18 protein-coding genes are annotated in these 21,083 nt (G+C 42.8%); 8 read left to right on the top strand and 10 right to left on the bottom strand.

Annotation, left to right across the window (positions count from 1 at the left end):
- Nucleotides 1–35 precede the first annotated feature (35 nt).
- Nucleotides 36–2,669 (top strand): DNA gyrase/topoisomerase IV subunit A, encoded by a 2,634-nt coding sequence (locus HY064_14565; protein ID MBI3511881.1) that lies wholly within the window; start codon nt 36–38, stop codon nt 2,667–2,669.
- 69 nt (nt 2,670–2,738) lie between these two features.
- The gene (locus tag HY064_14560) at nt 2,739–3,398 is read left to right on the top strand and encodes an NAD(P)H-binding protein (protein MBI3511880.1); all 660 of its coding nucleotides are present in this window, start codon (nt 2,739–2,741) and stop codon (nt 3,396–3,398) included.
- Nucleotides 3,399–3,404: 6 nt separating this feature from the next.
- Here the strand turns inward: HY064_14560 and HY064_14555 are convergent, their stop codons facing one another.
- On the bottom strand, nt 3,405–3,932 hold the full coding sequence (locus tag HY064_14555) for a hypothetical protein (GenBank protein MBI3511879.1): 528 nt from the start codon (nt 3,930–3,932) through the stop codon (nt 3,405–3,407).
- A 19-nt stretch (nt 3,933–3,951) separates the two neighbouring features.
- A complete protein-coding gene (locus HY064_14550) occupies nt 3,952–4,974 on the bottom strand; it encodes a glycosyltransferase (protein MBI3511878.1) in 1,023 nt (340 codons plus the stop codon).
- A 179-nt stretch (nt 4,975–5,153) separates the two neighbouring features.
- Between HY064_14550 and HY064_14545 the strand changes: the two genes are divergently transcribed.
- Nucleotides 5,154–6,137 carry a threonylcarbamoyl-AMP synthase gene (locus HY064_14545; protein ID MBI3511877.1) on the top strand — a complete coding sequence of 328 codons (984 nt, stop codon included), beginning with the start codon at nt 5,154–5,156 and terminating at the stop codon, nt 6,135–6,137.
- A 33-nt stretch (nt 6,138–6,170) separates the two neighbouring features.
- On the opposite strand, the gene HY064_14540 is transcribed toward HY064_14545, so the two are convergent.
- The 6 genes from HY064_14540 to HY064_14515 are packed head-to-tail and all read right to left on the bottom strand — an operon-like array spanning nt 6,171 to nt 11,156.
- Nucleotides 6,171–6,590 carry a DUF1801 domain-containing protein gene (locus HY064_14540; GenBank protein MBI3511876.1) on the bottom strand — a complete coding sequence of 140 codons (420 nt, stop codon included), beginning with the start codon at nt 6,588–6,590 and terminating at the stop codon, nt 6,171–6,173.
- Nucleotides 6,591–6,614: 24 nt separating this feature from the next.
- Nucleotides 6,615–7,307, bottom strand: coding sequence for a PorT family protein (locus HY064_14535; protein ID MBI3511875.1), 693 nt, complete (start codon nt 7,305–7,307; stop codon nt 6,615–6,617).
- Entirely contained in the window at nt 7,204–8,079 is an 876-nt protein-coding gene (locus HY064_14530) for a hypothetical protein (protein MBI3511874.1), read from the bottom strand. The genes HY064_14535 and HY064_14530 overlap by 104 nt, the downstream gene beginning before the upstream one ends.
- Before the next feature lie 42 nt (nt 8,080–8,121).
- Nucleotides 8,122–9,003, bottom strand: a complete 882-nt coding sequence (locus HY064_14525) for a hypothetical protein (protein MBI3511873.1) — start codon at nt 9,001–9,003, stop codon at nt 8,122–8,124.
- A 9-nt stretch (nt 9,004–9,012) separates the two neighbouring features.
- Nucleotides 9,013–10,107 (bottom strand): OmpA family protein, encoded by a 1,095-nt coding sequence (locus HY064_14520; protein ID MBI3511872.1) that lies wholly within the window; start codon nt 10,105–10,107, stop codon nt 9,013–9,015.
- A gap of 8 nt (nt 10,108–10,115) precedes the next feature.
- Complete coding sequence (locus HY064_14515) at nt 10,116–11,156, bottom strand: hypothetical protein (GenBank protein ID MBI3511871.1); 1,041 nt, start codon at nt 11,154–11,156, stop codon at nt 10,116–10,118.
- Nucleotides 11,157–11,380: 224 nt separating this feature from the next.
- Here HY064_14515 and accC point away from each other — a divergent pair, with 224 nt between their 5' ends.
- From accC to HY064_14500, 3 genes are all read left to right on the top strand, one after another.
- Nucleotides 11,381–12,874, top strand: a complete 1,494-nt coding sequence (gene accC / locus HY064_14510) for an acetyl-CoA carboxylase biotin carboxylase subunit (protein ID MBI3511870.1) — start codon at nt 11,381–11,383, stop codon at nt 12,872–12,874.
- A gap of 128 nt (nt 12,875–13,002) precedes the next feature.
- A complete protein-coding gene (locus tag HY064_14505; protein ID MBI3511869.1) occupies nt 13,003–13,611 on the top strand; it encodes a DUF4294 domain-containing protein in 609 nt (202 codons plus the stop codon).
- A 9-nt stretch (nt 13,612–13,620) separates the two neighbouring features.
- A complete protein-coding gene (locus HY064_14500; protein ID MBI3511868.1) occupies nt 13,621–14,262 on the top strand; it encodes a hypothetical protein in 642 nt (213 codons plus the stop codon).
- A gap of 115 nt (nt 14,263–14,377) precedes the next feature.
- On the opposite strand, the gene HY064_14495 is transcribed toward HY064_14500, so the two are convergent.
- Nucleotides 14,378–14,917 carry a C40 family peptidase gene (locus HY064_14495; protein ID MBI3511867.1) on the bottom strand — a complete coding sequence of 180 codons (540 nt, stop codon included), beginning with the start codon at nt 14,915–14,917 and terminating at the stop codon, nt 14,378–14,380.
- On the bottom strand, nt 14,917–15,525 hold the full coding sequence (locus tag HY064_14490; protein ID MBI3511866.1) for an SAM-dependent methyltransferase: 609 nt from the start codon (nt 15,523–15,525) through the stop codon (nt 14,917–14,919). The genes HY064_14495 and HY064_14490 overlap by 1 nt, the downstream gene beginning before the upstream one ends.
- A gap of 155 nt (nt 15,526–15,680) precedes the next feature.
- On the opposite strand from HY064_14490, the gene prmA reads away from it, so the two are divergent.
- Together prmA and HY064_14480 are read left to right on the top strand one after the other, a co-directional pair.
- Nucleotides 15,681–16,514 carry a 50S ribosomal protein L11 methyltransferase gene (gene prmA / locus HY064_14485; protein ID MBI3511865.1) on the top strand — a complete coding sequence of 278 codons (834 nt, stop codon included), beginning with the start codon at nt 15,681–15,683 and terminating at the stop codon, nt 16,512–16,514.
- Between the two features lie 13 nt (nt 16,515–16,527).
- On the top strand, nt 16,528–21,081 hold the full coding sequence (locus tag HY064_14480) for a hypothetical protein (protein ID MBI3511864.1): 4,554 nt from the start codon (nt 16,528–16,530) through the stop codon (nt 21,079–21,081).
- The last annotated feature ends 2 nt before the right edge of the window (nt 21,082–21,083 follow it).

Genomic DNA, 21,083 nt, shown 5'->3' with positions numbered 1-21,083 from the left:
AGCAAAATAAAAGCAGAGAAAAAGTCTAAAGTATAATGACTCCGAAGAATAAAAAAAATCTTTTTGATGACCATGAGAATGGTGATGGAAGCAGTGAACACCATGAGCGCTCCGACATTCAGCAGATCGGCGGAATGTACCAGAACTGGTTTCTCGATTACGCATCTTATGTAATTCTTGAACGCGCTGTTCCTTATGTGGAAGACGGATTGAAACCCGTGCAGCGCCGCATTCTTCATTCTATGTGGGAATTGGAAGATGGCCGTTACAATAAAGTCGCGAATGTCATTGGCAATACCATGAAATATCATCCACATGGTGATGCTTCCATCGGTGATGCAATGGTGCAGCTCGGACAAAAAGATCTGCTCATTGATACGCAGGGAAACTGGGGAAATATTTTTACGGGCGACAGTGCTGCTGCTGCACGATACATTGAGGCGCGGCTTTCAAAATTTGCGCTCGATGTTGTTTTCAATCCGAAGACCACCGTGTGGCAGGCGAGTTACGATGGGAGAAACCGCGAACCCGTTACTTTACCAATGAAATTTCCTTTGTTGCTGGCGCAGGGTGTAGAAGGAATTGCAGTGGGGCTTGCGTGTAAAATTCTTCCGCATAATTTTCACGAACTTATTGATGCCTGTATTGCCGCATTGCGCGGAAGAAAAGTTGACATCTATCCTGATTTTATTACAGGAGGTTCGGCTGATTTCTCAAATTACAATGATGGATTACGCGGCGGAAAAATCCGTGTGCGTGCGAAGATCAAAGTACAGGATGGAAAAACGATGGTGGTCACTGAAATTCCATTCGGAACAACAACGGGAAGTCTCATTGATTCCGTGATCGCCGCGAATGACAAAGGAAAGATCAAGATCCGCAAGATCGAAGACAACACGGCGGAAAATGTGGAGGTGATCATTCACCTGCAACCGGGAGTTTCCACTGATAAAACACTCGATGCACTTTATGCATTCACGGATTGCGAGATTTCCATTTCACCGAATGCCTGCATCATTGAAAATGAAAAGCCGCGTTTTGTAGGTGTGAATGAAATGCTGAAGATATCGGCGCATCGTGCAATGGATCTTCTGAAACGCGAATTGGAAATTGAACTTTCGGAATTGCAGGAACGCTGGCATTTTTCTTCGCTCGAGAAAATTTTCATAAAAGAGGAAATGTACATCGACTTTAAAAAGTATGCTGATCGCGAATCGCTGTACGAATACCTCTATGCACAATTTAAACCGCATCGCCGGAAATTATTGCGCGCTATCAATGATGATGATCTGCACAAACTCACGCAGATCCCGATGATACGCATTACGAGATTCGACAGTATAAAGGCGGATGAATTAATGAAAGAGCTCGACACGAAGATCGACCAGGTGAAACATCATCTTGCGCATCTCGTGGATTACGCGATAGAATATTTCAAGGAGCTGAAGAAAAAATACGGAGCGGGCCGTGAACGCAAAACAGAAATTAAAACATTCGAACAGATCGAAGCAAGGCAGGTGGTGATGAACAATGTGAAATTGTATGCGAACAGGGACGAGGGTTTCATCGGTTACGGAATGAAGAAAGATGAATTTGTTTTTGATTGTTCTGATCTTGATGAAATAATTGTTTTCCGCCGCGATGGCGTGATGATGGTGACGAAGATCGCGGAGAAAACTTATGTTGGAAAAGATATTCTTCACATTGGTGTTTTCAAAAAGGGAGATGATAAAACTGTTTACAACATGGCGTACCGCGATGGTCTTCGCGGCAACACGATGATCAAACGCTTTACGGTTGGCGGTATCACGCGAGACAAAGAATACAATCTCACGCGCGGAGCGAAAGATTCCAAAGTGCATTATTTTTCAGTGAGCCCCAATGGAGAAAGTGAAGTGATCACCGTTTCGCTCACGCCCACATCAGGCGCGCGCAAGCAGGAATTCGAAATGGATCTTTCGCAGGTTGCAATCAAAGGCCGAGACACGCAGGGAAATATTCTCACACGTTACCCGGTGCGGAAAGTGGTGTTGAAAGAAAAAGGAAAAGTCGCGATCAAAAAACAAAAAGTGTGGTTTGATGATAATACACATCGCCTCAATTACGAGGAGCGTGGAACTTACCTCGGAAATTTCGGCCCGAACGACCGCATTCTCACGATTACGCAGAGCGGGCATTACCGGATGACGGGAATTGAAACGTCGCTGCATTTTGATGAAGACACGATCCGCATTGAGAAATATGATTCGAAAGCAACGAGTACCTGCATTTATTTCGATGGCGAGAGTCAGAATTATTTCGTAAAACGTTTCCTGTTCGATCTTACGGACAAGAAAACTTTATTCATCACCGAAAATCCTCAATCACGCATTGAACATATTTCCCAGCATCCATCGCAAAAAATTGTTCTCACATTTGCGAAGTCAAAAGGAGCAGATGCAAAACCGGAAAAGATCGATGCCGATACTTTCATCGAGGTGCGCAATATGAAAGCAAAAGGAAATAAACTGAGCGCAAATAAGATCAAAGACATCGACATGATCGATCCGTTTGCCAAACTTTCAGTAGAGGAGATAGAAGACGAAGAAGACGGTGAATCGCCCACAGAAAAAGTGCGCAAGGAAAAAGATAAAGGGAAAAAGAGCGGGCCGCAGCAGAAACTATTTTGATAGTGCCGGTTTTCATTTTTCAATTGTCGAGCGTACCAATGTTCAGGATTTTTTCAAAATAATTGTAAATTGAAAATTGGCAATTCGAAATCGGCGATCATTTTCGGTTCCACCGGCCTCATCGGCGGCTTTCTGTTGAAACAACTTCTTGCGGATGATCGTTACGGCGAAATAAAAATATTTGTCCGCAAATCAACCGGGATCAATGATCACAAAGTTGACGAGGTGATCATCGATTTCAAAAACCCGGAAGAATTCAGGAAGATGGTAAAAGCCGATGAAGTTTTCTGCTGTCTCGGTTCCACGATAAAAAAAGCCGGGAGCCGTGAAAATTTCCGTCGCGTCGATTACGAGTGGGTGCGCTGGTGCGCGGTGTGCGCGAAGGAGAACGGCGTAAAAAATTTTCTTGTCGTTTCTTCTCTTGGCGCGGCTGCCGATTCTGCGAATTTTTATTACCAGACAAAAGGTGAAATGGAAAAAGCGGTTTCCGTTCTTGGCTTTGAAAAATGTGTGATCCTTCGTCCTTCCATGTTGCTGGGCTGGAGAAAAGAGATCCGGCTCAAAGAATGGCCTGCAATTTTAGTGATGACACTTTTCTGGCCGGTCACTCCGGCGAAATACAAAGCGATCAGCGCAAAAAAAGTGGCGAAGGCAATGGTCGTTGCGGCCAATGATGAAAGTGTGAATGGAATTCTGGAGAGTAATGTGATCAGGAGAATGGGGAAATAACTCTTTCTAATTATTTGAAATTAGCGAAATGCAGGAGTGCCGGTAAGCGTACCAGTTTCCTTCAATTTTTTTATACGTGTAATTATCCAGCGCTTTGCCATATCCATTAGGCATTGCCGAATAAGTATTTTCATATTGGGACGCATGATATTCTATTATCGAACCAAGCGAGTCTTTAAACATTATTCCATAATGAATTTCACCTTCCATATTACTATAGGAAGTAAGTGAATCTAAATTGAAAATGATATCAGTCTGGTCGGCATCTCTTCCTATTTTATCAACCCCGGGAGGGTGAAACTGCATCGAATCCGGAAATAATAAAAAGTAAGGGGCAACGCAGCCGGTTGAATAAAGTTGTTCAGGCTTTTGCGTGTGTGCTAATGAAACGACTTTTTCATAATCCGATTTGTTCTTTTGAAATATTCTGATGCATGCCAGAAGAGACTTGTCTTCGGACGGCCTCATGTGGCATTGGCAAAAGGAGAGTAGTAAAAGGACAGTGGCGATGCCGTTAAAATTTTTTGTTTTCATGAATTAAAATTAAAAATAATTACCCCGCCATTACAAAATCTTTCCCTTCTTTAAATTTTCTTCCTGATAATATTTTCCGGATTTCTTCTCTCGCTCCGCGGTTGCCGACATAACTCACTACAAAACATTTTTCTTTCCCTTCCAGTTCATTCAGCCCGATCACCGGAATTCCATTGTAGTTTTTTCCGATTTTTTCCGGATCTATATCAATGTATCCATTGGTGAAAATATTCTTTTCAGAAAGAAAGCCGCTTTTCTTTCTCGTAATTCTTCCTGCACCACAAAGCAATAATTTTCTGTCACCGATATTCTCCGTAATGAATTCAGCAAGATATTCAGCTTTCACTTTTGCAAATGCTTCAGGAGAATAGCGCTCATCATTTCTGGTCAGCCGTTCCGGAGGGTCATTCCACTTCATGAGTACTTCCGTAATTTTTTCAAACCGAACGCCTTGTTTCATCCAGCGCAACCATAGTTCATAATCTTCCGGAAAATTTCCTTCACGGCAACCGCCGTATTTTTCCACGAGTTCTTTTCTGAACATCACCGAAGGATTGCAAACAGGAGAATCGATGAATCGATTGAGAAAAATAGTTTCATGCGTTTGAAGCGAATTGATCCATGAAATATGTGCTGCATATCCTTCCTGCAATTCCGGATCACCGCCATGTTCAACGAGACAACTCACCACACCGGTATCAGGATGCTCTTCGAGAAAATGAAATTGTTTTTCAATTCTTCCCGGGAACATTTCATCGTCGGCATCCATTCTTGAAATATATTTTCCTTTCGCTCTGCGCATGCCCGCGTTCATTGCGTTTGCTACGCCCGCATGAGCAAGCGGGATCATGCGTATGCGCGGATCTTTTTTTGAAAACGATTTGATAATTTCCGGCGTTGAATCAATTGAACCATCGTCAAGAATCAACAATTCAAAGTCGGTAAATGTTTGCGCGAAAATACTTTCAATGCACTTTTGTAAATGTTTTTCAGCGTTGTAAACCGGGAGAACGATAGAAATGTTTTTGCGTTGACTTTCCATGTTTGAATTTCGAATAGTTTTTTGCTTTAAAATTTATTAAACACTTGGTGCCTTAGTGCCTTTGTGGCGACTATCATTTGCCACGAAGACACAAAGACGCGAAGGGGAAATAAATAGATTCATTACCCTATTTATTCGAAAAACTTTCATCGCTAAGATAAATTATCTTTGCTCCGCTTATGCAGACCATTACCGGCACTGATATTTCATTCGCGGCAGAACTTCTCCGCAAAGGAGAACTCGTTGCCATTCCCACAGAAACTGTTTATGGCCTGGCAGCGAATGCACTCGATGCCGATGCTGTTCTGAAAATTTATGAGACCAAAGGCCGCCCGCTTTTCAATCCGCTCATCGTGCATGTGCATGATGCGAAACAGTTTGAAAAATATGCCGAGGAAATTCCTTCAATCGTTTATGAACTTGCCGATAAATTTTCTCCCGGGCCTTTGACATTCGTGCTGAAGAAAAAAAATATTATTCCCGACATCGTTACCGGTGGAGGAGATACGGTTGCCTTGCGCGTACCCGGGCATCCGCTCGCGCTGAAACTTCTTTCGCAACTTGATTTTCCGCTTGCGGCGCCGAGCGCAAATCCATTCGGATATATTTCGCCGGTGAATGCGTTTCATGTAAGAGAACAACTCGAAGGAAGAATTCCATACATCCTCGATGGAGGAAATTCCATGGTAGGAATTGAATCGACGGTAATTTCTTTCGAAGGGAATAAAGTTTCTGTTCTCAGGGCTGGTGGAGTTGCGATGGAGGATATTGCCGAGCAAATTCAAAATTCAAAATTCAAGATTCAAAATTTTGTAAAGCCAATCTTGAATCTTGAATCTTCAATTTTAAATTCCCCCGGCCAATTAAAATCTCATTACGCGCCGAAAATTATTTTGAAATTTGGAAAGATGGAAAAGTTGCTGGCAAAATATTCAAACGAGAAAAAAGCAATTTTATCTTTTTCGAAAAAATATTCCGGAGAAAATATTGTTGCATACGAAATTCTTTCTCTAAAAGGAGATCTTCACGAAGCGGCGCGTAATTTATTTTCTGCAATGAGAAAACTAGATGCGAGTGGGGCAGAGGTGATCCTTGCTGAAAAATTTCCCGATCACGGATTAGGTGTTGCCATCAATGACCGCCTCGAACGGGCAAGCTCTTAAAAGCATTGGCAAATTAATTTCCCTGAAGGATAATCAGCACTTATGATCTTTCTTTCGCTGTGCAATGGAATTTTTTACCATCTTAATTAAAACATTTTTGTCAACGTCTTCCAGTTTATGAATATGAATACATCCTCCGGCTACTTTATGTTTTCCGAATTTTGAAAGCAGTTCTTCTCTTTTTTCGAATTCCGAACCGAGATAAAAAGTAATCGCATTTGCTCTCGCCGCAATTCCCGCAAGAGGCGCATCACCTTCGCGGCCACTCTCATATTTGTAATGGTAACTCCCGAAACCGACGATGCTTGTTCCCCACATCTTCGGTTCTAATTTTGTTTGCTTTGCGATCATGTCAATGATAGCGGAACAGTCCGTACGCTTCTTTGCTTCTTTGATCGACTTTAAAAAAGCAGGAATACTTTTTTTGTTTTCTGTAGTTTTATTTTTTGTCATATAGTTATTTTTTATTCGAGCTTATCAATTAGTGGGTTGAGGTGTTTCTCTTCTCATAATTCCATAACGCAACCCGATCGTCATTTGCTGCACTTTCCATTTCCAGTCCGGTGAAATACGCGGATCGGAAATAAGATTATTGAAACCATAATAATAATTTGCTTCGATTGAAAATTTATCATTCAAGTTATAGAAAACACCTGCACGTACACCAATGTCAAATTTATCAATGGCCAGCGAGGTTGATTTGTTATTCCAGCGATAGTATCCGCCATTGTAATTGATGTGGCCTTGTTCTTCTCCACCGCTTGCGAGCGCATAATGAAACTGGGCGCCAAGATTGAAATTGAATTTTTTAATATAGTATCCGAAATAAAGAGGAACACCCAGGTAATAGATGTGTCTCCGGATGGTATCGTTGCCGAGTTCGCCTGTGGGATTTCCTGTTTGATCAAGGACATTGGTAATTAAAGTTTCACACCCTTCAATAGGAATAAAAAACAATTCAGTTCCGGCGGAAAATTTCCCAAATCTGTAAGAATAAAAAAGTCCGGCCTGGCCCGACGGCATGAGAGAAAAAGACTGCTTAGTGTTGGGATCGGTGCTCGTCAATTTATCCGTGAAATAACTTGCCCCGGCGTTTAACTTGAATCCGAATTGCGTTTGCGCGTTTACGCAGGTGTGCAGGAAAATGATGGAGAATATTGTGAACCGCATTTTCATGAGAGAAAGGTAATTCAAAATTCCGGTTTTCATTCATTAATGACGGCGTGTTTTTTACTTGCGAATTTTTAAAGCGTACAGGAATAAATTTATCCGGCGCGATCGTGTCTTTTTCAAAAACAACATCGGGAATGGGGCCGGGAGGTAAATTATCTTTTCCGGTTAATGAAACATTGTCAATGAAAAAATAACTGGAATGCTGGCTGTCATTAATGAAATCAAACTTTTTCGGATTGAAAGATCCGAGAATGAAATGTCTTTCTCCTCCTTTCGCTTTGTAATTGGCAAAATAAATTGTCCAGCGCCCGGAGCGTTCGATCTTATTTTCCCTGCTGATACGAACATCCGCCGCAAGCGGAATTCCACGCGCAACATCCGCTGCGCCGTGCAGAAGGGAATCACAGAACCGAACTCCAAGCGAGTTGATGTCGTTTTCATTTCCATACCCGTCGCAGATATGCAGCGCGAATGAAAACCGGTAAACGATGTTTTTTCTCAGTGCATGAACAAAAGTTCCCTGCACATATTCAGCCCAGTATTTTCCGTCTTCACTTCCCCACAAAGCAGCATAACTTTTTCCTGAATCAGCTAAGGGGTGGTATTGCGTATCTTCTCCATTGCTTATAAAATAAATATCGGAAGTGCCGGCTGTGGGATCGGTCCAACCCGGAAGATTCAGTGATTGCAAAGTTCCGGAACTCGCCGGATCATTGCCATGATCTTCAAAACCGGGATTCACCACTAAATTCTGGGAATTTAATTGCATTGAAATCAAAAAAAATAAAAACAAAATATTTTTCACGATCGTTTATTTATTTGAAAAATATTTCTGATTTCGGCGCAACAGAAAATGCAGATTCTTTTTTGAACCGCTGTTTCTCCTTTCATTTTTATTTTGCTGCCCGTTGGCAGGCGCAGTATAAAAATGAGTATCGATATTTTTTTTACGCTGTGAATCCTGTTTCCAGTTGCCGTGTTTTGTCCAGACCGTATCATTTTGAAAAACATCATCCGGTATTGGCCCCGGAGCGCGCTTTCCTGTAAGAGAAAGGTTATCGACATAAAAATAAGTTGAAGAGGCATCATCTTTCCGCGGCCTTGATTCCGGGTCGCGGAAAGTGCCGAGAATAAAATATTTTTCAGATCCATTCGCTATGTAATCCTGGAAATAAGTATTCCACCTTCCTTCTTTGGTAATTATTTTCTGCGTGCTGAATTTCATATCGGATTCGAGCGAAATGGTTTCTGCAAGTCCGCTCATATCTTTTCTCAATGAAGAAGAAAAAGAAATTCCGAGCGAATTCACATCGTCATAATTTCCGTTATTGGAAACCCAAACTGAAATGGAAATATGATAAGTTGAATTTTTTACGAGAGGGGCGCTGAGCATTCCCTGGAGATATTCTCCTGTGCCGAGTCCGCCTTTGCTTCCCCAGAATCCTCCGTACGAATCACCGGAATCGGGTTTCGGAGAAACTCTTCCTTCCATTTGTCCTTCGGCATAAATGTACAGATCAGAAGTTCCGTCGGTGGGATCGGTCCAGCCGGGAATGGAAACGGAATTGATGCAGACCGAAGTTCCCGCAGTGATTTTCACGCCGGGATGATCTTCAAAACCGGGATTGACAATTAGATTCTGGGAAAAAAGATTCGCAGAAATAAAAACCGTTACGGGGAGAGAAAATTTCATTGCATCAATTTACTCAGAAAAAACAAATTCCACCCTGCGGTTCTTCGAGCGTCCTTCATCAGTTCCTTCATCAGCAACCGGGCGAGTGGAGCCGAATCCTTTCGCAGTCATCCTGTTTTTATCAATTCCGTGCGAAAAGAAATATCCGGCTACAGTATTTGCGCGATCGGCAGATAACATCATGTTGTGTTCGGGAGTTCCATTCGCATCGGTGAATCCGTCGATCTCCACTTTCAATTGCGGCTGATCTTTCATTGCTGCGATTATCTGGTCGAGCAATGGATAGGATTCCGGCAGGAGAACCGCTTTATCATTTTCAAAATAAATATTCTGCCCAATAATTCTTTTTCCTGCTGCAATGTCCAATGGAACTGCCACATTAAGTTTCGTGGTATCTAAGTCGGGTTTCCAGATAGCATTGTCATTTGGAATTTCAGTTATCGCAGTGTCGCCGATCGAAAAATCGTCCATATAATAATAAGCCCACTCGTGGCTTCCTTTCACCGGAACGTGCATTTTTACCATAGTAGAATTTTTATCGGAAAGAAAATTTCCGATCGTAAAATATTTTTCTCCGCCGGTTGCTGTATAGCTTCCGGAAATTTCTACCCAGTTTCCCTGCGTTGCGTTCGCCGGTTTAATATTAAATTCCATTTGTGGTTTTTCTTTGGTCGGGTTCGGGCCTAATGTCTTTTCCGGTTTTGTTTTCGAAAACCAGATCTGCAATTCAGCCACGCTGTACCTGCATTTTTTTCCGAGTTGTAAATAAAATGAAACAGGGTAAGTCTGGCCCGCTTTTAATGCTTCGGTTAATTCTCCTGTAGTGAATTCACGATAATTATCCTGGTGCGTGGCATATTCATACGGAATGAATCCGGCAAAACCATTTCCTGTATTTGCTTTTGTTCTTCCACCGAAAAAATTCAGATCACGCGAATCAGGCACATTGAAAAAATCGGTGGTGCCGGCTGTAGGAACGCTCCAATATTTTGCGCCGAAATAATAAACGGAATCTTTTTCTTCAAACCCGGGATTCCTCACGAGGTTCTGGGAAAAGAATTGACGCGTGATAAAAACAAAAATAATTGTTGCGTAAATCCGCATATTTAAAATTACTTCGAAAAAATGAACCGAACTCCCGGTTGTTCATTTTTTCCGGGCGATTGTGTGTGCGTGCTTATGCGCGTGGCTGGAATTCCATGTGCTGCAATAAAATCTGAGATCGCATGCACGCGCGTATCTGCGAGCGCATCGTGCCCATCCGTGTACCAGTCGATCTCTAATTTCAGCGACGGGTTAGTTTTCATAGCGTGCGCAATAAAAAGAAGCGGGGCGCTTGATGATTCATTCCATTCACTTTTTCCATCGACAAAAGAAAATACGGAGGAAGTATAAATTTTTCCGGGTTGAATATCAGCAGTAGAAAAAACAGGAGATAACACAAGGTCGATCGGTTTTTTATTTTTTGGTTCAACGTCAAAATCGTCAATGTAATAATACGTCCAGTTCAATGTACCCGCAGTTTTAGTTTTAGGATTTTCTATAACTGATTGTGCATCGTTGAGAAAATTCCCGATCACAAAATTCTTTTCACCGCCATTCGCAGTGAATTCAAGATCGAATTCTTTCCATTGGCCGGAATAATTATCATAATCAAGATCCTGAATTTTTACCTGGGGAATAAGTTTGAAATCCTGAGGCGTGAATTCTCCATGAATGTTTTTGTTGATGGTAGCAGAATCTCCGAAAAAAATTCCGAGTTCTTTCACTCCCTGGTAGCAACCCGGCCCCAATGCAAGAAAAAATTTCACCGAGTAAGTTGTTCCTTTTTCCAATGGAGAAACGAGTGATCCAGCCATGTATTCGCGGTAATCCTCTCCGTATTTTCCGAGAAATCCCGCGAAAGAAGATCCGCTGTGCGCGGTCATTAAACCACCGATCGATACGCTCATGTTATTTTCATTTCCCTGCGGAGAAGCTTTATAAAAATCGGAAGAATTCATTCCGGGATCGTACCATCCTTTCACGGCGTCGTTCTGCATGGTGGCATAATACAGATCGGGAGTATTCCAATCCTCAAAACCGGGATTGACCACGAGATTCTGCGAAGGAATAATTGACGGTAGAAGAAGAAAAAAGAAAAATGTCCGCATGGTAGCTTTTAATTGTATAATAAGGATTCATTGAAAGGTTACATTCCATAACGCATGAACATCAAAAAAGTTATTCCGGGGAACGAAATACGAACAGGTTCTAAAATCCGAAGTGCAAACTTGCGAAATTCGAACCCTGTTAAGATGAAATTTTTTCATTGCCGCTCGTTGCCTGCTACTCACTTCTTACTGCATGAGAAAATCTTACCTTAGCAAAATTACGTATGAAAAAAATTCTTGTCGCCAATCGAGGCGAAATTGCCCTGAGAGTGATGCGTTCCTGCCGGGAGATGGGTATAAAAACTGTTGCCGTTTTTTCTGAAGCAGATCGCAATGCGCCATTTGTAAAATATGCCGACGAAGCGGTCTGCATTGGTCCGCCGCCCTCTTCACAATCTTATTTGTGCGGGGATAAAATAATTGCTGTTGCAAAAAAACTTGCTGTCGATGGTATTCATCCCGGTTATGGTTTTCTCTCTGAGAATTCCGGTTTTGCCGCTGCAGTTGCCAAAGCGAAAATAAAATTCATAGGTCCTTCACCGGAAGCGATGGACATGATGGGCGATAAACTTTCTGCTAAAGCCGCAGCGAAAAAGTATAAAATACCAATGGTGCCCGGATCGGAAGGCGCGATCAGTTCGGTGGAAGAAGGAAAAAAAATTGCAAAAGAAACCGGTTTCCCGTTACTGATCAAAGCCAGCGCAGGTGGAGGTGGAAAAGGAATGCGAATCGTGGAGAAGATCGGGGATTTCGAAGAGCAGATGAAACTTGCAGTGAGTGAAGCAAAATCTGCATTCGGCGACGGGTCTGTTTTCATTGAGAAATATGTGAGCGGCCCAAGACACATAGAGATACAGGTGATGGCTGACCATCATGGAAATGTAGTTTATCTTTTTGAGCGCGAATGTTCCATTCAGCGTCGTCACCAGAAAGTGATCGAAGAAGCGCCTTCGAGTATACTCACGCCTGAGTTGCGCGAGCGCATGGGCAAGTGTGCGTGTGATGTGGCGCGTGCGTGCAAGTACTCGGGCGCAGGAACCGTAGAATTTCTCCTCGATGAAAAAAGAAATTTTTATTTCCTCGAGATGAATACGCGCTTGCAGGTAGAGCATCCGGTTACTGAAATGATAACAGGAATCGATCTTGTGAAAGAACAGATACGCGTGGCGCGCGGAGAAAAACTTTCTTTCTCGCAAAAAGATATTTACATGAACGGACACGCGGTTGAAGTGCGCGTGTATGCAGAAGATCCGGCGAATAATTTTCTTCCCGACATTGGCAAACTTGTTACGTACAGGCGGCCGCAGGGAAACGGTGTGCGCGTGGACGATGGATTTGAAGAAGGCATGAACATCCCGATCTATTATGATCCGATGATCGCAAAACTCATCACGTGGGGAAAAGACAGGGAAGAAGCCATTCAGCGTATGATACGCGCCATTGATGAATTCCAGATAACGGGCGTGGAAACAACACTTTTGTTCTGCCGTTTTGTTCTTGAACATAAAGCATTTACATCAGGAGATTTTGATACAAGCTTCATTACAAAATATTTTACTCCCGATCAGTTGAAAGTCACAAATAATGAGGAAGAAGAGATTGCTACCATTGTGGCTGCTTCCTGGTTGTTGAAGGAAAAAAAGAGATCTTCTCATCATCCGAATGGTAATATTTCGCATTCACACTGGAAAGCGAACCGTACTTCGAATGAGATCTGAGCGTTGATTTGTTCAAATTAACTTCTCAGGGTTAACAATTATTGAGTTCGTCCACGTAACTTAGTGCAACAACTCCGCGTTATTACTGCAGGATTTGGCATAGGATTTGAAACTTATCCTATAGAATCATGAAAAACGCAATCCTCATTTCGGTTCTTCTCCTTGCAGCATTCACTGCAAAGGCGCAGGCGCTTGGAATTGGCGATGTGAATAAATATCCCAAAGCCATGATTACAACTGGTGTTGATGCTAATGGTGATACGCTGGTTGTGGTGAATGAATACACTTGCGTTATTGCCGCGCCGCGGACTTTTGCAAATCCTAAAGAGCAGGCAAAATGGGACCGGTTAAAACGCGATGTGAAAAAAGCTTATCCGTATTCTGTGCTTGCAAAAATGAAACTTTCAGAAATGGATGCGCAGATGGCTTATATGAAAACGGATGAGCAGCGAAAACAGTATGCAGAGAAATGTGAGAAAGAACTTGTCGGGCAATTTGAAGTGGATATGCGTGATCTTACATTTACGCAGGGACACATTTTACTCAAACTGATGGATCGCGAAACGAATTCCACCACTTACGATATCATCAAAGAACGCCGCGGATCTTTCTCCGCTTTCATGTGGCAGGGCGTTGCCACTGTATTTGGAAATAACCTCAAGTCCGATTACGATCCAACCGGTGACGATGCGAATATTGAAGCTGTGGTAGAGTTGATCGAGATGGGCGTCATCTAAATCCTTTCTATGCGCAAGACCATTACTGCCTCTGCTTCCCTCATTTTTATTTTTCTCTGCGTTTCATTTCACCAGCATTCTGCTTTTGCTATTTCCGGCGGAACTGATTCGGTGGCCGTGCAGGTTACACTCATCAATTATTCGGTGAAAAATAATGACACCGTTGATGATAAGATGAAACGCATGTGGAATGAAAAATTTTCGGTGAATAACATGCCGGATATTTATTACGCCGTTCACAAAACAAGTATGCGCATCGCATTGCCGCTTTCCATGTATGATCCAACCAAACACGATCAGCTCGATGTGAAAACGGTGAAGTCGGGCGATCCTGCGCACCAGGGCCCGCAGTACGATCAGAGTTTCACAAGAGATTTCGATTCTACCGGCAGAGTAGTGGGCTACAGCGGTACCGGCTGCGCATCCTGCACGTACACGCCGTTTGAATATCATTACAACTATTCTGCGAGCGGAAAACTCAACCGGATCATTTCAGTGGAGAATATAAAAATAGTGATGGGCGGCGCTGAGAATATTGTGCAGAATGAAATTGAAAAAGTGAAAATTCTCTATGATGCATCCGACCGCATTTCGGAAATTATTTATTCTGATAATGCACAGCAGGGATGGAAATTATTTTTTAAGTACTAATGGGGAAGATTACAGATACTACAGATTTACGGATTACGAATGGTCGGCCGGCAAGAGCGCTTCTCCCGAATAAATTCGGGATCGTGATGACCAACACACGATTTGTACATCTGTACTATCTGTAATCCTTTCCTGTTTTCAGTTTTCCTCCCCTGTAAAAATATTTCCTGTAATAAGGCTCATCCAGGTCATCGATCATTACGCCCCCGTGCACGGATGCATGCACGAATTTGTTGTTGCCGAGATAAATTCCGACGTGAGAAACCTGTCCTTTTTTTATTCTGAAAAAAACAAGATCGCCTTCTGCAAGTTCTTTTCGCGGAACCGTGTCGGTGGCGATGAATAAACTCTTCGCACTTCTTTCATTGAGAATGTCAATGTGGTAAGCTTCGCGGTAAACATTGATGACAAATCCCGAGCAGTCCACGCCTTTTTTTGTCATTCCTCCATAATGATATTTCGTTCCTTTCCATTCGTACACATCGTAAAAAAGCGAAGGAGTTACAGCCGAATCAGGATGAAGCCCGTAGGCAGCATAATAATTGACAACGTCGCTGTGTTTTGTAGAATCAGTTTTTAAAAATGCAGAATCGATCTGCGCAAATATTTGCGGCGACATCAGCAACAGTGCAGAAAATAAAATATTACGCATCATCACTTCTGAATTTTCTTGCGGAGATCTATGAATAATTCTCTTCCTGCTCTTGGCGGAATGGAATTGCGTGCAGGTTCCATTTTTGTAAACGTAAAATAAGGAGAGAAGATTGCGCGGTATTCTTCTTCACTTCCGCGGAAGGGAGGAGAATCGTCCGTCAGCAGCGGGTCATTGAAAAGCACACCCACCAGTCGCCCCGCAGGCGTAAGCAGTTCATTCATCTTCACTGCATATTTCTTTCTCAGCGAGGGATGCAGCGCACAGAAAAAAGTCTGCTCGAGAATAAGGTTCCAGTAATTTATTCCTTCGAGATCAAAAAAATCTTTATTGATGAGATGATCTTTTGGAAAATCCGGAACGCGTTTTGAAAATTCTTCCAGCGCTTTTTCTGCAATGTCAACTAAGTACACGCGTGTGAAACCTTTTTTCCAGAGGTATTCTGCTTCGTACGCATTGCCACATCCGGGGATCAGGATCTTTTCATCTTTATTGGAAACTCCATCTAAATATTCCTGCAAAGGCGGAGACGGGTAACCGATGTCCCATTTTGTATTTCCTTCTTTCCATCTCCCGCTCCAGAATTCTTTTCCGAAAATTTCACTTTCCATTCGCAAATATAAGAGCGCTTCCCGTGTAACTTACAGCCGCGGTTACCGTCTTTTCATTGGAGAATTCACAAATTCGAACTGTTTAATTGTTAAAAATATCCGTCAAATCTGTGCAAACGGAACACATTTTGCCCTTAAAATTACGTTCCCACATTATGGATTACATCGAACTTGAAGTAAAAATAGATCCGCGGCAACCGGGCTGTGATCTCCTCATCACGGAGCTGGCTGAACTCGGTTTTGAAAGTTTTGCTGATACGGAAGAAGGTTTTCTTGCTTACGTGCCGCAGCATGCGTTCAACCAGCGTGCCTATTCCTTGCTGAATGATAACGATTTTCAATTGGGAAAAATTCAATTCGAAGAAAGAGTGATCGCGCACCGCAACTGGAATGCAGAATGGGAAAAAGATTTTGAACCGGTGATGATCGGTAATGACCTGCTCATACGCGCTCCTTTTCATTTGCCGGGTAAAAACTTCCGGATGGAAATTGTGATCCAGCCGCAACAATCTTTCGGAACAGGGCATCATGAAACCACCCGGCTCATGGCGCAAAAGTTATTAACACTGCCACTCGGCCGGCGTTATATACTCGACATGGGTTGCGGAACAGGAATACTGGCCATACTCGCTGAAAAATGCGGCGCTCAAAAAGTGCTCGCGGTTGACATTGATGAAAATGCGGTGCAGAACTCGCAGGAAAATATTCTGCGGAATAATTGTTCCGTGATAAAAACAATTTGCGGAAATACAGGATCGCTTGACAATGAAAAATTCAATGTGATCCTGGCGAACATCAATAAAAATATCCTGCTTTCCTCTATGGATTCATTTGCCAAACATCTTCACGAAGGCGGAGATCTTCTGCTCAGCGGATTTTTCACACAGGATGCTGATGAATTGAAAAGAACTGCAAAAGAAAATAAATTAATATTCAAGTCGATGTCCGGGGAAGGCGAATGGGCGCTTCTTCATTTTGAGAAAAACTGAAAATAATATGACTGTGAAAAAATATAGCATTCTTTTATTCGTGCTGATGTTCCCGCTCGCGATGCGCGTGCATGCGCAGGTGATGCCGAAAAGTTTTACAGACGACCCCGTGAAATTCATCGAGGAGATGAAAGCTTTTTTCGAAAGCTATGATAAGAAAGACGGGAAAGATTACATCGACGAATTCAATGATAAATACTGGGTGACCAATAAAGTGGGCGATGACCTGAAACAGATCTGCTACAAGAATTGCAACGCGATGATCAAAAGAAAATTCAGGCCCGCTCCTGAATTCTACGCCTATTTCAATACCATCAAATGTCTCGCTGATAATGCCACGCCACAAGTTACGATCAATGCGTGGCAGAGTTGTTTCGAAGGGCTCGGCGCCGGAAAACTGAACAAGCCATTTTCCGATTTCATTCTCATGGGAGAAAATCTTTTCAGCGGAAATCGTTTTTTCAAAACTGCAACTGGCGAATGGTGGACCGAAGGAGGATCGTGGAAATTCGAATGCGATTCCATTGCGTCCATTGTTTTTACCAATGTGACTTTGAAAGCGCTCGCGAAGAACGACAGCACAAAGATCATTGGCACCAGCGGAACTTTTTATCCGGGCACAGGAATCTGGAAAGGAAAAGGCGGTCGCGTTACGTGGGAGCGCGCGGGACTAAAACCCGAAGATGAATATGCGGAGCTGAAAAATTATTCCATCATGGTAAAATCATTTACATACGTAGCCGATTCGGTTACGTTTTATGACAAAACCTATTTCATGGGGAAACCGCTGCCGGGAAGGATCACGGAAAAATTAGTGGCCGATGCGCAACAGGCCACTGCAGGATATCCGCGTTTCGAATCGTACAGCAGCCGTTACCAGATAAAATCTATGTACCCGAATGTGGATTACGAAGGAGGATTCACCCAGGTAGGAGGGAAGTTCATTGGTTCGGGAACAAAAGACAATCCCGCTGTTTTTGTTTTTAAACGCAATGGAAAAAACTTTCTCACTGTTTCTTCCACCAGTTTCGCAATTACCAAAGACAAGATATCGAGCCAGAATACCACCGTGAAATTCATGTTCGACCAGGACAGCATTTATCATCCTTCAGTAGATTTCAAATATTTTGTGGACAGTTCGCGTGTTCTTATTTATCGTTCTGATGAAGGCGCTTCTGCTGCGCCATTCTACGATTCATTTCACAAAGTGGATATGTATGTGCAGCAAATAGAATACAAAACCACCGACAATACGATTTACCTGAATTCTCTCCCAGGTTCTACAAAAGCCGAAGCGGAATTTCCTTCTGCAAATTATTACCGCCAGTATCTCTATGATAAATTACAGGGAATAGAACCCGTGCATCCGCTGATCAAGCTGCGGAATTTTGTGCGCGATGTGAATGGAGGAGTGAAATCTTTTACCACGGTCGATCTTTCTCATTACTGGAAAATTGACCCGGTAGAATTGCGCCCGCTTATTATGAATCTTGCCAACCAGGGATTTCTCATTTACGATCCGAATACCGATGTGATCACTTACCTCGACAAATGTGATACGTACATTGCCGCGCGCGCAGGAAAAAAAGATTACGACAATATTATTTTCGAGTCGAAGGTTACACCGGGGCAAGCGAATGGAAAAATAAACCTGCTCAATTACGACATGACACTTTTTGGTGTGCAGGAAGTTACACTCAGCGATTCGCAGAACGTTACCGTTTTCCCGGATAAAGACATGATCATTCTCAAGAAGGACCGCAATTTCACTTTCCAGGGTTCCATTATGGCGGGGCGATTCGATTATTACGGAAAATTATTTTCTTTCACTTACAACAATTTCACACTCGATCTTACCAATGTAGATTCGGTGCGGATATGGATCGACACAGACCATATTGATCCGAATGATCCGAAGGGAGGATATGTGCAGATGAAAGTGAAAAGTGTGATCGAGAATATGAATGGGAAATTGCAGATAGACGATCCTTCGAATAAATCGGGAGTATGGAGTAAAAAATTCGGACAGTATCCGATTTTCACTTCGTCGAGCCCATCTTTTGTTTACTACGACAAACCGGGAATTCAGAAAGGAGTTTACAACCGAGATCGTTTTTATTTCAAACTCGATCCGTTCACCATAGACAGTCTTGATAATTTTACGAATTCAGCATTGAAATTCGGCGGCGTATTTTCTTCAGCAGGAATTTTTCCCGACATCCGCGATTCCATCCGGTTGATGCCCGATTATTCTCTTGGCTTTACACGCGTTGCGCCCCCGGGCGGATACCCGCTCTATGGAGGAAAAGCAAAATTCACGAATCACATGGCCTTGAGTAACCAGGGACTTCGTGGCGACGGAGAAATAGATTATATCACTTCGGTAAGCAAGTCGAATGATTTTATTTTCTTCCCGGATTCCATGAATGGAGTTGCGCAGACATTCAATATGAAAGAGCAGGTGATCAGTGGCAAAACAGAATATCCACAGGTGGATTCAAAAAATATTTACATACACTGGATGCCGAAAAAAGATTTCCTGAATGCAACCAACAAGGATTCTGCTTTTTCTGTTTATGCGGGGAAAGCAACTTTCGACGGCACACTTACGCTGGGGCCGAAGGCGCTCGCCGGAAAAGGAGAAATGGATTTTTCTACTGCGCAGTTACTCTCGCAGCGCATGATCATCAAACAACATATTGTGGATGCCGATACTTCCGATTTCAATCTGAAAGCGATCGCACAGGCCGGCCTCGCATTTAAAACCGACAGTGTAAAAGCCCATCTCGATTTTGAAAAACGTATCGGTGAATTCGAAGCCATAAGCGGGACAGGATCGAAAGTTACTTTCCCGGTGAACGAGTACATCTGTTACATGAAAAATTTCAAATGGTACATGGATCAGAATTCCATTGAGATGAGCGGGGGAAAAGCAAAACCGGGATCGACAGACAAGATTGATCTTGAAGGGCCGGAATTCATTTCCATTAATGCGAAACAGGATTCGCTGCGGTTTCGTGCGCCGAAAGCAAAATTCGATTATCGGAATAATATTATTTATGCGCAGGATGTGAAAGAGATCGATGTGGCCGATGCGCAAATTGTTCCCGACAGCGGAAAAGTTACGATCCGGAAAAATGCTTACATGGAAACGCTCACCAATTCAAAGATCACGGCAAACACCGTAACACAGTACCACCATCTCTTCAATTGCGTAACCGACATCACATCACGCCACAATTATCTCGCTTCCGGCGATTATGCATACGTGGATGAATTGAAAAAAGAACAGATCATTCACTTTGCAAAAATTGCTCCCGATACTTCCGGCCAAACGTATGCCGAAGGAACCATCAAAGACAGTTCTGAATTTTACCTGAGCCCTGCTTTTGATTATCGCGGAAAAGTAATTCTTGCTGCAAACAATCACTTTCTTTATTTCGACGGTTCCACCAGTTTGCATCACGATTGTGCGCTTGGAAAAAGCCGCCTTGCGTTTAAAGGAGAAATTAACCCCGAAGAAATTTATATTCCTGTTTCCGATAATCCTGAGAATGAAAAAGGAGAACCGATCACTTCCGGAATAATGAGTACCGTTACAAGCGATTCAATTCACATTTACGGATCTTTCCTTTCGCCCAAGCAGGGAAAAACAGATGTGGAAGTGGTAACAGCGAGTGGCTATCTTTTTTTCGATAAAGCTTCGCGCGAATACAGGATTTCCAATAAAGAAAAATTAGTAGAGCGATCTCTTCCCGGAAATTATGTGAGCTTCAGCACAAAAACATGTTCCGTTTACGGCGAAGGAAAAATGATGCTCGGCGCCAGTCTCGGAAAAGTGTACATCAACCCGATCGGGAATGCCACGCACAACGCCACCGATCATTCCACTTCTTTCGACCTCACGATGGGAATAGATTTTTTTATGAGCGATAAAGCGATGGATGTGCTCGTGGAAGATATTAATGCATCAACCACACTTTCGGGAACAGATCCTTCGCGTCCCACATTCCAGAGAAGTCTTAATGAAATGATGGGAAAAGATAAAGCGGATAAGATCATTTCGAATCTCACACTTTATGGCAACTACAAGAAATTTCCTGACGAACTGAAATACACTTTCTTTTTCTCGGATGTGAAAATGAACTGGAATCAGAAAATGCACAGTTACATTTCAGACGGAAAACTCGGATTGGCCAGCGTAAACAAAGAACAGATCTTCAAATATATTCCGGGAACTATTGTGCTGCAGAGGAAGAAAAGCGGTGATGTTTTGTGGATCTATTTCAACCTCGACACGCATTGGTACACGTTTTATTATTTTGGCGGAAACATGTTATGTTACTCACCTAATGATAAATTCACCACCATTCTTAAAGAAATGAAGGATGATGACAAAACGGCACCTGATGATTATGATAAAGAACGGCTTGGAGATACGAAAGGAAGGTATAAATTTACAGCCGGAAGTCCGGAAGAGCTTACTGCCCTGAACAAGCTTTTGAAACGTGCAGGCGCCGGAGATGACAGTGACAATGGAAGCGGAGGAAGTGGCGGAGGAAATTAAAT

This window comes from Bacteroidota bacterium, from assembly GCA_016194975.1.
Classification (GTDB): Bacteria; Bacteroidota; Bacteroidia; order Palsa-965; family Palsa-965.
This window is presented reverse-complemented; position numbering and strand designations above follow the sequence as displayed.